Raw genomic sequence first — 12,832 nt, 5'->3', positions numbered from 1 at the left:
AATATTATTATTAATTGGGCTTTTGCATATTAGCGGATAATTATCTATCCCGCTGCAATCTCTTCAATCTCTTCAATCTCTTCAATCGCTAAAGGCTCCGGTGAAATAATAATGCCGGTGCTGTCTGCGTAAAGAATATCTTCAGGTAAAAAAGTGACGCCTGCAAAGTTAACCGGCGCATTAATTTCGCCAATTTCGTTATCTTCAGCGCCGACTGGAATTGCAGTGATAGCCTGAATACCGATATCTAACTCTTCGAGAATATCAACTTCACGCACACAACCATTTACAACAATACCTTCCCAGCTATTTTCAACTGCAAGCTCGGCAATATTTGCATTAACTAATGCGCGACGTAATGAACCACCGCCATCAACTAATAATATTTTCCCTGCCCCATTTTCAGCAAGGGTTTTATAAATCAGCCCTACTGACTCAAAGCATTTTACGGTGACAACTTCACCGGCAAAAGAGCTTCGTCCCCCAAAGTTGGTTAAAAGAGGTTCAACAACATCAACGGTATCGGCATAAATGTCACAAAGAAGAGAAGTATTATATTGCATAATCAGGCTCGCCTATGATTAGAAAAGTAATAGTAAGTATAAACGTAACTTATTCATTTACAATCTAGTTTTTATAACAAAAGCACAGTTTTAATGTTTCGTGATGAAAATCAAACCCTTTATAATCAATCCAGCTCGTTAAAAAAGGATCGACTGAATGATTTTTCACAGTAATGGCATTTCAGTTTAAGTTCCGAGTTGTTATTGACATAAAACTGCGTTTTAACTGGTTCATTATGGCTTATACAGTTGCTATTGGGACAAGATAACACACCAATAAAAGAGCTCGGCAGTTGCACTTGAAACTTATTTACCACTTTAAAATCTTTTATCTGATTGATGGTGGCATTAGGTGCAAATAGCGCTAGCTGATTGGCTTGAGCATCGCTAATAAAAGTGTTTTCAACCTTGATCAGATCTTTGCTTTTACCATTGTGGGTTGGAAGATTTAGTCCAATAGTGATTTTTTCATTGGTTTGTGTAAATTTAAAAAACTTTAAGATCTTAACGCCTTGCTGAGCGGGAATGTGATCTATCACTGAGCCATGTTGAATAGCTTCGACTTGTAATTTTTTCTGCATCATTTTCCCTTACGCTTTTGTTTTAAATTGGTTTGTTAACAGCAAGGCAAGTAGAGCCTGTCGTGCATAAACGCCATTTTGAGCCTGCTGAAAGTAATAAGCATAAGGCGTATCATCTACATTTTTATGAATTTCATCTACGCGTGGTAACGGGTGTAATACTTTTAAGTTCTCACGGACATTTTCTAGCATTTGCGCATTTAACAAAAAGGCGGATTTAATATGTTGGTATTCTGTCTCATCAAAACGCTCTTTTTGCACGCGAGTCATATATAACACATCGAGTGAATCAATTACTTCTTCTATGCTTTTATGTACTGAATAGTTAATTCCTTTATCATTTAACTCTTCAAGTATGTAGTCAGGCATAGCTAATGCGTCGGGGGCAATAAAATAGAAGTTACAGTTAAACAGTGATAATGCTTGTGCCAGAGAGTGTACTGTTCTGCCATATTTTAGATCACCAACAAATGCGATATTAAGGTTATCCAGCGTGTCTTGTGTTTCGTAAATAGTAAATAGATCTAATAAGGTTTGCGTTGGGTGTTGATTCGCCCCATCACCGCCATTAATAACGGGAACATCTGAAAATTCGGATGCTAAACGAGCGGCTCCTTCTTGTGGATGGCGCATAAAAAAGGCATCCGCGTAAGAGGCGATCACTTTAACTGAATCTGCCAGTGTTTCCCCTTTTTGTGCTAATGAGGTATTACCGCCGCTATCAAAACCGATAACACTGCCACCTAAGCGTTGCACTGCTGTTTCAAATGAAAGACGGGTTCGTGTGGACGCTTCAAAAAAACAGCTGGCAATTACTTTGTTTTTTAACAATTCAGGTTGTGGACTTTCTTTTAATGAGAGAGCTGTTTGTAAGATAAGTTCGAGATCAGTGCGCGAAAGGTCGGCGATGGAGATAATATTCTTTTGGTATAGCGGGTTATTCATCGTTTCAGACTCATGGTTAACCAGTGACATAGGAAAAATTATACCACCGCTATCGGATCAATTCTGCATGTTTAAGTGTTTTCGTTATAGATTGGCGTTATGATGTGATCTCTCTTTTTTTTGGGGTGTCCATTTTATGTTTAAGCACTTTTCCTGTTTTATTCTTTTTATTTTGCCTATTAATTTGCTTGCTGGTGAGTGGGGAACTTTGCATCCATTATTACCCAAAGGCACACAAGTTTCATATATGGTGGTTGATCCCGTGAAAAATAAAGTTATCGCACAATACCAGCAGACGGTTTTGCGCACCCCTGCGAGTATGCAGAAATTATTAACGGCGACAGCCTCTAAATTATATTTAGGTGAAGAATTTCGTTATCAAACAACCATCGAAGGACAAAAAAACAATATAAATAATAATCGCTATCAAGGGGATCTTGGATTTCGTTTTGTTGGTGACCCCACTTTATTGCGAAGCAATATTAATGACATGCTCAGATCCTTAAAACGCTTAGGTATAAAGCAGATATCTGGTGACTTTTTACTTAACCAGTCACATTTTGATGGTTACCAATGGAGTAATGGTCAGGCTTGGAATGATTTAGGCGTCTGTTATACAGCACCTTCCAATGCCATCATCGTTAACAAAAACTGCGTGTTAGGCAATTTAAGTTTAAGCCGTCCCGATGCAAAAAAAGCAACATTGTTTATTCCTGATTATGAACCCGTTGAGATTAGCAGTGATGTTTCGGTGGTTACTAAGGCGCAACGCACTGCACAATTTTGCGCGCTTGAGGTAACTCGTAACAGTCAAAATAGATATCACCTCTGGGGCTGCATGGTGCCGCGTAATCGCCCGTTTGGCTTGGCTTTTGCGGTTAATGATCCATTTGCATATGCACGGCAGATAATTGCATCTGAATTAGAAAATGTGGGGATCATATTAAATGGTGAAATCAAACTTGATAACAGTAATGCCATTGACGGTTTTCAGGATATTTTAGTCAGCCATCAATCGCCATTACTGGATGAGTTATTACAGATAATGATGAAAGAGTCTGATAATTTAATTGCAGATAGTTTGTTTAAAACATTAGGTGCAATTTATTTTAAGACCGCGGGTAACTTTCGTAATGGCGGAAAAGCACTTAAATTGATATTAAACGAGCATGGAATTGATCTTGAAAATGCTTATTTAGCGGATGGTTCCGGGTTATCGCGCCACAATTTAATGAGTGCCGAGCTATTTATGTCAGTGCTTAACTATGTTTACCGAAACGATCATAAATTAAAGTTGTTATCGAGCTTTTCGGTGGCAGGAATAGATGGCACATTAAAATATCACCAAGGTGTGCGAGGCGATTTATTAAATGGTAAAGTGATTGCAAAAACAGGTTCAATGCAAGGGGTTGCCAACCTATTGGGAGTTGTTAACAGCAAACAGGGAGATAGGCTTTTTGTTTTGATATTAAATGGTTATAACTTACCTGAAACGTCTTTAAAAGATCTGCATGAAAAGGATAAGAAAGTGTCTAAATATCATTTTCAGCAAGCCTTTTTTGAAAAAACAATGAAATCAGATTAAATTATCAAAGCACAAAAGGGGCATAAGCCCCTTTTGAAAATTTGTTGTGATTAAGAGTTATACCAATTTCACTAATTAGATGATCTATTTAGGCGCAGGAAAAATGGATGAAAGCAAGGCATTGATTGCAGTAACTAGTTGTTCTAATTGTAAAATCAATAACGAAGCTAGCATTCATTTTAACAAGCGTAAATGAATAGATAATTAGTGGATTTGGTATTAATTACATTTTAATCGGAAACCAGCTTTTAGGTGTGCCTTGATTAAATAATATAACACCAGTTGAGTAATCCTGTTTATTCACCCCTTTTAAATCCCGGGTATGAATCGGATAACTGATACCATCAAAATCGAGTTTAAACCACTGTGTATCTTTTTCTATCAGTAGGCTTTGCCATAAATAATGTTGAGTTTTTGCAATGATTATCGGGGCATGAATTCGTGATACTCGACTTGAGAAACGGTAACCATTCTCCCGTCCTTCGAAAATAAGCATTTCACAGCCACTTTTAGAGCACCAATCAAGCAGTACAATCGCATCTTTAATACCATCTCCATTGAGATCATATTTTACGGAATTAAACTTAGTGTTTTTTGGATCTGTACGATGAATTTTAAAGTATTGGTTAACTGCTTTTTGTACTTCAAGGTCAACTTCTGCTTTTGGGCTAATACCTTGTGCGGTAAATTCACGATCAATACGTTTAACTGTAACCTCTTCTACACCCTCTCGCGCATTCATTTTATTAAAGATTAAACCAGGTGGTTCGAAATATGTCACAATATTATTTTTATTGATTTGATTAGTGCTAAGCGTTAATCCTTTTCGATAGAAAATAAGCTCTTCACGAATCGTTTTATCTCCTTGTCGAGTTAACATTACAACAACACGATTTGGTGAGTTACTTTTCCAGAAACCGCTCTTAATGATTGTTTCTTTACCCATTTTTTCATGATATTCAACGGTATAGTTTTCATTGAATGTTAAGTTCGCTATTTTTGAAGCAGTTTTATTTAAGTAATACCCAGTAATTTTTTGCTCAATAATCGGCCATCCAGGTTCCCCACACCCTTTTAATTCCCCCCAAATAGAGTCGATTTTTGCTGTATATCCCCAGTACTCTTTATTTTTTAAATTATAACAATGGCCCGGCTCAATGGTTAAGTTAAGGCGTTGTCCCTCTTCATTAATGCTTTTAACATTATTAATTTGGGTTGTTTGAAAGTTAGCGTCCTTTACCTGATACACTTGGTTTCTCGCTTTGGTTGCAAAAAACAGTTTTTGACCATTAATATTTAAACGCCAGTAAGGCTCTTCACCTTTAGCTTTGAACAGAAATGTATCGACTGGCTTTGCACACTGTAGGGACGCTTTCGCCAGTGCCATATGATGTACGCGATCAATTCGCATTATCGCATCGGATTTTTTATCTTTAGCACTTGGAAATACTATTTCACCAGTAAATTCGATATAGACAGGGGTCAATTTTGTTGATGTGACTTGCTCGTAAATATTACGTAATGCGGCTTTGGCATGTACCGAAAACTCTTTATTTGTATCGCATGTTTTAAAGTAAGCTTTGCCATCACCTAAGCGAAATTGTCCTCTGAAATTACCTTCCAGGATTTTTGAAAAATCTTGTTTAATAACTGGCTCTGGTTTTACTTCTACCTGAGGGGGGGGAGGTGTGCTGCAAGCCACTGCCAAAAAAAGAGGAGTGCTTAATAATAATAAGTGAGGTAGACGCATAAAAAAACCTTAGTTCAGAAATCTTAATAGGCTGATGAAGAATACAGTTACTTTGAAGTATAACAGTGGTTTCTTTTATTTCACCATCTGTAAGTTAATCTGCAACTTATTTATCGGATATATCCTATCTTCAGATAGTTAAACAGCTATAAATGGTAGAATATTTTAATACAAGAGTAGGACTATTTCCTTAACTTACTATTTTTTATCAAATTAATTTTAACTGTATTTGCAATGTCGCATAATAATTATTTCTTCGCTATTGCAAATTGGGTTGCAGCAATGACAACTCTGTTGTGGATTAATTAATCATAAATTAAGGGTAATAAAAAAGGGCAAAAGCCCTTTTTATCGCGGCAGATCTATACCCAAGCCACTTCAAAATGCTCTGAATTTGCATCTTGAGGTAGTTTGGGTATACAGTTAAAAACTGTAGCGAAGACCCGTCGCAAGTTGTGCTCCAAACTTCACGTCGTCATCAAAGTCAAGATCGGGGGCGACTTGAGCGTAGGCATTCCACTCTTTAGCAAAATTCAGGTTCAAACCTAACGGCAGGCGCACACCGAAACCTTTATCCCACTCCGCATAGGCTCCGCCACCAACATACCATGTGAAAGGAACATCTGCGCTGAATGCACCTTGCTTAAATATATAATCAGCTGCAATACCATCATTACCTAACATTACATTGAACTGCTCATTTACTAACACTGTTACGCCAAATCCCATATCAACAGCGAACCCCGCTTTAATATCCACTTTGTCATTCGCGCTTGCTGATAAAGAAAATAGAGTTGTTAAAATGGTAATGGTAATTACATTTAATTTTTTAATCATGCTCTCACTCCGCTAATAATTTATCCATGAAAACTGCTACGCCATCTTCTTTTGAAGATAGTGTAAATTCAGCATCGGGTAAAGCTTGACGTAAGGCTTTTTGGGCATTTGCCATAAGAACTGGTTTAGCAACTACATTTAGCATCTCAACGTCATTCATGCCGTCACCAAATGCAATTGCGTCTTCAATTTGTAAGCCTTTGTCTTTTAATACCACTTGTACAGCCGTACCTTTATTGGTGTTCGCATCCATCACTTCTAAGCATTTTGCTAAGGAGAATGTTAGGTTGATACGATTACCATAGCGTGCTTTTAATAATTCATAAATTGGCTGTAAGAACTCCGGTTCAGCCCAGAAGAAAATTTTAATTGTATTGTTTTTATCAAGTACGCTTAAATCCGCTACGGCACAATCAAATCCTGCATCTAACCCCATCGCATCTAGTTCTGGTATGCCGTAATTTGCGTACCAGCTATGATCCGTAAATAAGTTCACTTGCACGGCTTCATCAAACTTAGTATCACAAATACCTTGTGCGATATCACTGGCTAGATTCTGTTGATGAATGATTTCACCTTCTCGATTGTGTACACGAGCACCATTTGAAGTGATTAAATAGATTGGCGTGTCGAGAGAGGCTTGCAAATGCTTTGCTTCAATATAATGTCGACCTGTTGCGATAACAAATTTACGATTATTGTTAACCCAGCGTTGAATACTATCCGTAGTTTTTGGGGAAATGCGGTGATTAGGCCCCAGTAATGTTCCATCAAGATCTGAAATGGCTACTTTATACATGTCAGTTTACCTTGTTGTGATTGTTTTAAAAATTCAAGTGCTTTACTTAATGCGGGCACTCGGTATTGATCGCTTTCTAATAATATCTCATGTTTTGCACCAGAAATATTTAAAAGTTGCTTGCCTTTACAAAAAGTTACACTGTCAAAAAACTGATTTTGCCCTTCACTGGTCACAACTGTATCAGCACCCGCTTGAATAACTAACAAGGGGATCGTTATTTTGTTGGCGTTTTCTATCGCCTGTTGAGTTGCGTTGATACTTTCAGCCACCCAGCGCATCGTCGGTGAGCCAAGTTGAGTTTCAGGGAATTGTTCAAATGTATTAAATGAGGAACTAAAGCGTAATTTGCTTGAGGTTAAGTTATTATCGGGAAACAGTTTCTTTTTATAATCACTGCCCGCAAAAATATAACAGGCTTTATCACTAAACCAGCGACATACTTCAGCGTTACTATAGGTAATTATTTTTGCAATCGTTGTGGGAATTCCACCTAAATTGATTGAAAACATCGGGCTAAAAAATACGCTCGCTTGGAATGGGTGATTATATTGCACAAGATATAACGCGGTTATCGTGCCTCCCATTGAATGTGATAATAGGTAGCGTTGTTGATAGCGTTTTTTTAAATTAAGTGATGCGACATAGCTATTAAAATCATCGACATAATCTTGAAACTTTTCTATATGGCCACGATGTTTATCACCGCCGAAGCGCTCAGAAAAACCTTGGCCACGATGGTCAATTAAGTACAGATCATAACCTTGTTGATTTAGATCGTAAGCAACTTCTTTGTATTTTAAGACACTTTCATTACGTCCTTGGCTAATGACAATCACTTTGTTATTACCTGTTCTGATACTAACGGTGTAAATTTCTTTATTATCAACACCCAGGAAACGGCTTGATTGCGCATTTTTTTCCCAAAAATCATTTATCATCGGATTAAAGTTTGCATTGAGCTGCTTTTCGCTGTTGAGCTGGAAACTGTTTTTAAACATACTTGTGGTCGCAAAAGTAACTGCACTAAAGGTTAGGCAGAAAAAGGCTAGTAATATTGAGATTTTTTGTTTTCTCATTATGAAATCCCATTAAGTCGAGTTTTAGGTTTGAGCATAGCTATTTTAATGAGATATTGTTGAAATAAAAGCGTCTTATCATATATAAGTTTAAAGGAATATTACTAGTGAAGAAAAAATTTACTGTGCATCTTGATGCTGTTTTGGTGATTATAATCTTATTTGTTGCTTCGGTAGGTTTAAATGTTTTTCAGCAGTCTCAACTTGAAGAGTTGAGTCTCGATAATGAAAAACTACAGTGGCAGGATCTGGCAAATAGCTTAAATATGGGATCGAAAGATACTTATATCAAAAAACTTGAAAAACAGCTTCATGAAACAAAGCTTGATTAAGCTGCTGTCAGAGACAAAAAAGCCAGTATAGCTATCATATATAGTAAATACTGGCTTTTTATGAAATTGAGAACAGGACGTTTTTAAGCTAGTTTAGCTTTAATAAAGTCGATAACTTCTTCAATTTTAACTTCTTGCTTCTCACCTGAAATACGATCTTTATATTCAATCACGCCATTGTCGAGGCTTCGATCTCCAATCACTAGAGTATGCGGGATACCGATTAATTCAGCATCAGCAAACATAATACCAGGACGCTCTTTACGATCATCAAACAATACTTCAATACCTGCATCTTGTAACTCTGCATAGTATTTTTCAGCAAGTTCAGCAACTCGGTGTGATTTTTTCATGTTCATTGGCACGATAACTACTGAGAATGGTGCAAGGGTATCATTCCAGATAATCCCGTTTTTATCGTTATTCTGTTCGATAGCTGCAGCTACAATACGTGAAATACCAATACCGTAACAACCCATAGTTAAAGTTTGGTTTTTACCTTGTTGATTAAGTACAGCCGCATTCATTGCCGCAGTATAAGTATCACCAAGTTGGAAAATATGACCCACTTCGATACCACGGGCGATTGCTAATGTGCCTTGACCACATGGGCTTGGATCGCCTTCAACAACATCACGTAAATCTGCAATTTCATAACCGCTGATATCACGATCCCAGTTAACACCCGTTAAGTGTTTACCTGTTTCGTTTGCACCACAAACGAAATCAGCTAGCTTTTCAGCTGCGCGGTCAACAATAACTCGAATTGTTAAACCTTTAGGTCCGATTGAACCTGCATCACAGTTAGCTGCATCTTTAATTTGTTGCTCATTGGCAAAAACAAGCGGGCTCGCGATGCCTTCAATATTTTCTGCTTTAATATCGTTAAGGTTATGATCGCCACGTAAAACTAAAGCAATTACTGGTACTTGTTGGCCTTCTTCACAACTGCCTTCTACTAATAAAGTTTTAACTACCTGGCTTGCATCAACATTAAGCGCTGCCGAAACTTCTTCAATAGTGTGTACGTTGGCTGTTTCAACAACAGCAACATCTGCGCTTGCTGCTGGACGGTCAAATGCAGGCGCAAGTGCTTCTGCTTTTTCAACGTTCGCCGCGTAATCACTCTCTGTTGAGAAAACGATTGCATCTTCACCACTTTGCGCAAGCACATGGAACTCATGTGATGCACTGCCACCTATGCTACCTGTGTCAGCGATAACTGGGCGATATTCAAGACCTAAACGTTCGAAGATACGGCAGTAAGCGTTAAACATATCTTGGTATGTTTTTTCTAAACACTCTTGCTCAAGGTGAAAAGAGTAAGCATCTTTCATGGTAAATTCACGTGCGCGCATTACACCGAAACGAGGGCGTGTTTCATCACGGAATTTTGTTTGAATTTGGAAAAGGTTTAATGGCAGCTGTTTGTAACTGTTTACCTCTTTACGTACAAGCTCGGTAATTACTTCTTCGTGTGTCGGACCTAATAAAAAATCACGTGTATGGCGATCTTTCAGGCGTAACAGTTCACCACCGTATTTATCCCAACGTCCAGTTTCAATCCAAAGATCTGCAGGTTGAACAACCGGCATTAATACTTCAATCACACCTGCACGTTCCATCTCTTCACGTACGATATTTTCAACTTTACGTAAAACTCGTAAACCCGTTGGTAACCAAGTATATAAACCTGATGCTAATTTACGGATCATGCCTGCACGCAACATTAGCTGGTGGCTAACAATAACAGCATCACTTGGAGCTTCTTTTTGAGTTGAAAGTAAGTAGTTGGTGGTACGCATAAATATCCTTAATTGATCCGGTCAGTATAAAAGAGCGCTGATATTAACAGTGGAATTGTCACGACTAAAGGATTCTTAGTCGATTTATAAAAATATAATTGAGTTTTAGCGTCACTATCAGCTATTTTGTGCCTATTAATAAAGAATTCCAAGGATCAACAATGAAACGTTCTCTGCTTGCTGCAAAATATAGTACGACCATTATGTTAGTCTGCTTGTTAATTTTTATCTTAAATAGTTTATTACCGCTTAATCTTAACCAATGGGGAATAGTACCGCGATCGATCGAACATTTGCCGGGCATTCTAATTGCGCCATTTTTGCATGCTAATTTGGCGCATCTGTTAAGTAACTTTTTCCCTTTTATTATATTTGCCATTTTGATTGGTTTACAAAGTGTTAAGAGATTTTGGTTTCTGTTTATCTTTTTTATAATCAGTACCGGGCTGTTAGTGTGGTTGTTTGCACGAGGTAATAGTGTGCACATTGGCATGAGTGGGGTGATTTACGCATTATGGGGGTATTTGCTTATCTATGGTTTTGTGCGTCGGAAAATGATGCATATTGTAATTTCACTGATAACACTGTTTTTTTATGGCGGTCTGGTCTTTGGTGTTTTTCCTACAAAGGTAGGTATCTCCTTTGAGGGGCATTTAATGGGCGCTCTGGTTGGCGCATTAACGGGTTATTACCTGGCTAAACGATAGCTTCAATATTCACTACGGTTGTAATTAATCCCTCATTAACCCAAGAGATATTAAAATCTGATAAATGAACCGCATAGGTTTTTGAGTCTGCTTTACTCTTCTTATATGCCGGGCGAGGATCTTGTTGTAAGACCTCGCTAATCAATTGCTGTAATTCAGGATAACTTTTGTGTACTTTTTTGATAGCTTGTAAAGCTTGTGTTGAAAACTGAATTTCCATTAAAGGCTCCGGGCTATCTTGGGCAAAACCAGCTAGCGCATCTGGTTTTGCATCAGCATAAGGAATATAGGGTTTGATATCGACAATTGGGGTACCATCAACTAAATCAATATTACTCAATTGTAAAAAGATCTTGCCCTCTACCTGTTTGATTCCGTGAAATTCAACTAATGATAAACCAATCGGGTTGGGTCTGCTTGGCGAACGTGTTGCAAAAACACCCATGCGTTTATTACCTCCAAGACGAGGAGGACGAACCGTCGGGCTCCAGTTATTTGCTTTTCTTGAATCGTTATTCTTATGAAAAATGAAAACCAGCCATAAATGACTAAATGTATCTAAACCTAAAAAAGCATTAATATCATCATAAGGGGGCAAGATCTCAAGTTCCGCTTTGGCACTTGGTACCAAACCCGGTTGGCGAGGTACTGCAAACTTCTCTTTATAAGGAGAGTGAATAAAACCTATGCTTTTAAATGGCGTACTAGCAAACAAAATAACTACTCTTGCTCAGGCAAAGTGATATCTAACGCGCGTGCATAACAGATGATATTTGAAATACAGCTGCTATCGGCCTCAAAAGTTAAACAAGATTGAAAAACAATACCATTAGCATTTAACTCGGCGGCTCTTATACGTGCATTGGTTCTTGCTTGCTTGATATCGGCAGGGCGATCATTTTCCTCTTCCTGGCAACTGCTACCTTCAACCGCGCCGATAAAAGTATAATCAAGTCCTGCAAGTTGAGATTTTTCATAAACAGTGACTTGTGACGGTTTGAAATATTCGCTGAAATTATCTTTATCTAAGTTAGATGAAAATTCAAAGTTACTACAAGCACTCAATAAAAGTGTGAAGCTGGAAATGACAAAAATACGCAACATAAGAAACTCTTTATAAATAGTAGGTAATAGAGATGAGTGGCATAATAACATTTTTTAAAAGTCCTGAAACAAAGAAGGAAGCAATATGACAATAGCAAATGGAAAACGTGCAGTTTTTCTTGATCGAGATGGTGTATTAAATGTCGATAATGGTTATGTTTCAAAAGTAGACGATTTTGAATTTATTGAAGGTGTAATCGATGCATGTAAAAAACTTAAAGAAAAAGGTTATCTATTAGTAGTGATTACTAATCAGTCCGGCATCGCACGTGGTTATTTTTCTGAAGAGCAATTTCATACCCTGACAGAATGGATGGATTGGTCATTAGCTGATAGAGGTGTTGATTTAGATGGTATCTATTATTGTCCTCATCATGCTGAAAAAGGAATTGGTGAATTTAAAATCGATTGCGATTGTCGTAAACCAAAGCCGGGTATGTTACTCAGTGCGATTGAAGAGTTAAATATTGATGTAAGCAACTCAATTTTAGTTGGTGATAAAGTCTCTGATATACAAGCAGGGATTGCCTCTGGAGTAAATTGCAATTATTTGGTCAAAACAGGCAAGGCTATTACTGAAGAGGGTGAAAAATTAGCAACGGCTGTGTTTGATGATCTCGTGAGTATCGTTGAACAGTTATAGTTGGGATATAATAACAAGTTTGTGGATAACTCCATCTGTTATGTGGGTAACTTGTTTGCAAAACAGGTATAAAAACTAATTGCAAAAATAACCTGTTTTTAT

Annotated in this window: 14 protein-coding genes; 4 read left to right on the top strand and 10 right to left on the bottom strand. The window is 37.6% G+C overall.

All coding sequences use genetic code 11. The annotated features are described in order from the left end of the window. Nucleotides 1–44: 44 nt before the first annotated feature. The 3 genes from rraA to pyrB form a co-directional block, all read right to left on the bottom strand. On the bottom strand, nucleotides 45–563 hold the full coding sequence (rraA, locus tag AC4GME_RS07075; RefSeq protein ID WP_490377428.1) for a ribonuclease E activity regulator RraA: 519 nt from the start codon (nucleotides 561–563) through the stop codon (nucleotides 45–47). A 125-nt stretch (nucleotides 564–688) separates the two neighbouring features. Next, a complete protein-coding gene (pyrI, locus tag AC4GME_RS07070) occupies nucleotides 689–1,144 on the bottom strand; it encodes an aspartate carbamoyltransferase regulatory subunit (protein WP_490377427.1) in 456 nt (151 codons plus the stop codon). A gap of 9 nt (nucleotides 1,145–1,153) precedes the next feature. Then, nucleotides 1,154–2,089: an aspartate carbamoyltransferase gene (gene pyrB / locus AC4GME_RS07065; protein WP_490377438.1), complete on the bottom strand. Its 936-nt coding sequence runs from the start codon at nucleotides 2,087–2,089 to the stop codon at nucleotides 1,154–1,156. A 136-nt stretch (nucleotides 2,090–2,225) separates the two neighbouring features. On the opposite strand from pyrB, the gene dacB reads away from it, so the two are divergent. After that, nucleotides 2,226–3,674 (top strand): D-alanyl-D-alanine carboxypeptidase/D-alanyl-D-alanine endopeptidase, encoded by a 1,449-nt coding sequence (gene dacB, locus AC4GME_RS07060; RefSeq protein ID WP_490379184.1) that lies wholly within the window; start codon nucleotides 2,226–2,228, stop codon nucleotides 3,672–3,674. A 223-nt stretch (nucleotides 3,675–3,897) separates the two neighbouring features. Here dacB and AC4GME_RS07055 read toward each other — a convergent pair whose 3' ends face one another. The 4 genes from AC4GME_RS07055 to AC4GME_RS07040 form a co-directional block, all read right to left on the bottom strand. Beyond that, nucleotides 3,898–5,424 carry a COG3650 family protein gene (locus AC4GME_RS07055; protein ID WP_490378236.1) on the bottom strand — a complete coding sequence of 509 codons (1,527 nt, stop codon included), beginning with the start codon at nucleotides 5,422–5,424 and terminating at the stop codon, nucleotides 3,898–3,900. Between the two features lie 423 nt (nucleotides 5,425–5,847). Beyond that, nucleotides 5,848–6,261, bottom strand: a complete 414-nt coding sequence (locus AC4GME_RS07050; RefSeq protein ID WP_490378237.1) for a hypothetical protein — start codon at nucleotides 6,259–6,261, stop codon at nucleotides 5,848–5,850. 4 nt (nucleotides 6,262–6,265) lie between these two features. Further along, nucleotides 6,266–7,060 carry a Cof-type HAD-IIB family hydrolase gene (locus AC4GME_RS07045; protein WP_490378238.1) on the bottom strand — a complete coding sequence of 265 codons (795 nt, stop codon included), beginning with the start codon at nucleotides 7,058–7,060 and terminating at the stop codon, nucleotides 6,266–6,268. Next, complete coding sequence (locus tag AC4GME_RS07040; protein ID WP_490378239.1) at nucleotides 7,048–8,139, bottom strand: alpha/beta fold hydrolase; 1,092 nt, start codon at nucleotides 8,137–8,139, stop codon at nucleotides 7,048–7,050. The genes AC4GME_RS07045 and AC4GME_RS07040 overlap by 13 nt, the downstream gene beginning before the upstream one ends. Nucleotides 8,140–8,246: 107 nt before the next feature. Here AC4GME_RS07040 and AC4GME_RS07035 point away from each other — a divergent pair, with 107 nt between their 5' ends. Next, a complete protein-coding gene (locus AC4GME_RS07035) occupies nucleotides 8,247–8,471 on the top strand; it encodes a hypothetical protein (RefSeq protein WP_490378240.1) in 225 nt (74 codons plus the stop codon). Between the two features lie 83 nt (nucleotides 8,472–8,554). On the opposite strand, the gene AC4GME_RS07030 is transcribed toward AC4GME_RS07035, so the two are convergent. Continuing rightward, the gene (locus AC4GME_RS07030; protein ID WP_490379183.1) at nucleotides 8,555–10,276 is read right to left on the bottom strand and encodes a proline--tRNA ligase; all 1,722 of its coding nucleotides are present in this window, start codon (nucleotides 10,274–10,276) and stop codon (nucleotides 8,555–8,557) included. 161 nt (nucleotides 10,277–10,437) lie between these two features. Here AC4GME_RS07030 and AC4GME_RS07025 point away from each other — a divergent pair, with 161 nt between their 5' ends. Continuing rightward, the gene (locus tag AC4GME_RS07025) at nucleotides 10,438–10,983 is read left to right on the top strand and encodes a rhomboid family intramembrane serine protease (protein ID WP_490378738.1); all 546 of its coding nucleotides are present in this window, start codon (nucleotides 10,438–10,440) and stop codon (nucleotides 10,981–10,983) included. Here the strand turns inward: AC4GME_RS07025 and tsaA are convergent. Then, nucleotides 10,973–11,698 (bottom strand): tRNA (N6-threonylcarbamoyladenosine(37)-N6)-methyltransferase TrmO, encoded by a 726-nt coding sequence (gene tsaA / locus AC4GME_RS07020; protein WP_490378737.1) that lies wholly within the window; start codon nucleotides 11,696–11,698, stop codon nucleotides 10,973–10,975. The genes AC4GME_RS07025 and tsaA overlap by 11 nt on opposite strands. A 5-nt stretch (nucleotides 11,699–11,703) precedes the next feature. Continuing rightward, the gene (rcsF, locus tag AC4GME_RS07015; protein ID WP_490378736.1) at nucleotides 11,704–12,087 is read right to left on the bottom strand and encodes an Rcs stress response system protein RcsF; all 384 of its coding nucleotides are present in this window, start codon (nucleotides 12,085–12,087) and stop codon (nucleotides 11,704–11,706) included. Between the two features lie 85 nt (nucleotides 12,088–12,172). On the opposite strand from rcsF, the gene gmhB reads away from it, so the two are divergent. Further along, nucleotides 12,173–12,730 (top strand): D-glycero-beta-D-manno-heptose 1,7-bisphosphate 7-phosphatase, encoded by a 558-nt coding sequence (gene gmhB / locus AC4GME_RS07010; protein WP_490378735.1) that lies wholly within the window; start codon nucleotides 12,173–12,175, stop codon nucleotides 12,728–12,730. Nucleotides 12,731–12,832: the final 102 nt, after the last annotated feature.

It is taken from the genome of Psychromonas sp. (assembly GCF_983033635.1).
Note: the sequence above shows the minus strand (reverse complement) of the source record. Positions and strands in the feature narration are given on the sequence as shown.

Bases quoted from the DNA above. Each gene is read 5' to 3' on its own strand.
- AC4GME_RS07050 (WP_490378237.1), bottom strand. From the start codon at position 6,261: ATGATTAAAAAATTAAATGTAATTACCATTACCATTTTAACAACTCTA.
- AC4GME_RS07030 (WP_490379183.1), bottom strand. From the start codon at position 10,276: ATGCGTACCACCAACTACTTACTTTCAACTCAAAAAGAAGCTCCAAGT.
- AC4GME_RS07055 (WP_490378236.1), bottom strand. From the start codon at position 5,424: ATGCGTCTACCTCACTTATTATTATTAAGCACTCCTCTTTTTTTGGCA.
- rraA (WP_490377428.1), bottom strand. From the start codon at position 563: ATGCAATATAATACTTCTCTTCTTTGTGACATTTATGCCGATACCGTT.
- gmhB (WP_490378735.1), top strand. From the start codon at position 12,173: ATGACAATAGCAAATGGAAAACGTGCAGTTTTTCTTGATCGAGATGGT.
- rcsF (WP_490378736.1), bottom strand. From the start codon at position 12,087: ATGTTGCGTATTTTTGTCATTTCCAGCTTCACACTTTTATTGAGTGCT.
- dacB (WP_490379184.1), top strand. From the start codon at position 2,226: ATGTTTAAGCACTTTTCCTGTTTTATTCTTTTTATTTTGCCTATTAAT.
- AC4GME_RS07045 (WP_490378238.1), bottom strand. From the start codon at position 7,060: ATGTATAAAGTAGCCATTTCAGATCTTGATGGAACATTACTGGGGCCT.
- AC4GME_RS07025 (WP_490378738.1), top strand. From the start codon at position 10,438: ATGAAACGTTCTCTGCTTGCTGCAAAATATAGTACGACCATTATGTTA.
- pyrB (WP_490377438.1), bottom strand. From the start codon at position 2,089: ATGAATAACCCGCTATACCAAAAGAATATTATCTCCATCGCCGACCTT.
- AC4GME_RS07040 (WP_490378239.1), bottom strand. From the start codon at position 8,139: ATGAGAAAACAAAAAATCTCAATATTACTAGCCTTTTTCTGCCTAACC.
- pyrI (WP_490377427.1), bottom strand. From the start codon at position 1,144: ATGCAGAAAAAATTACAAGTCGAAGCTATTCAACATGGCTCAGTGATA.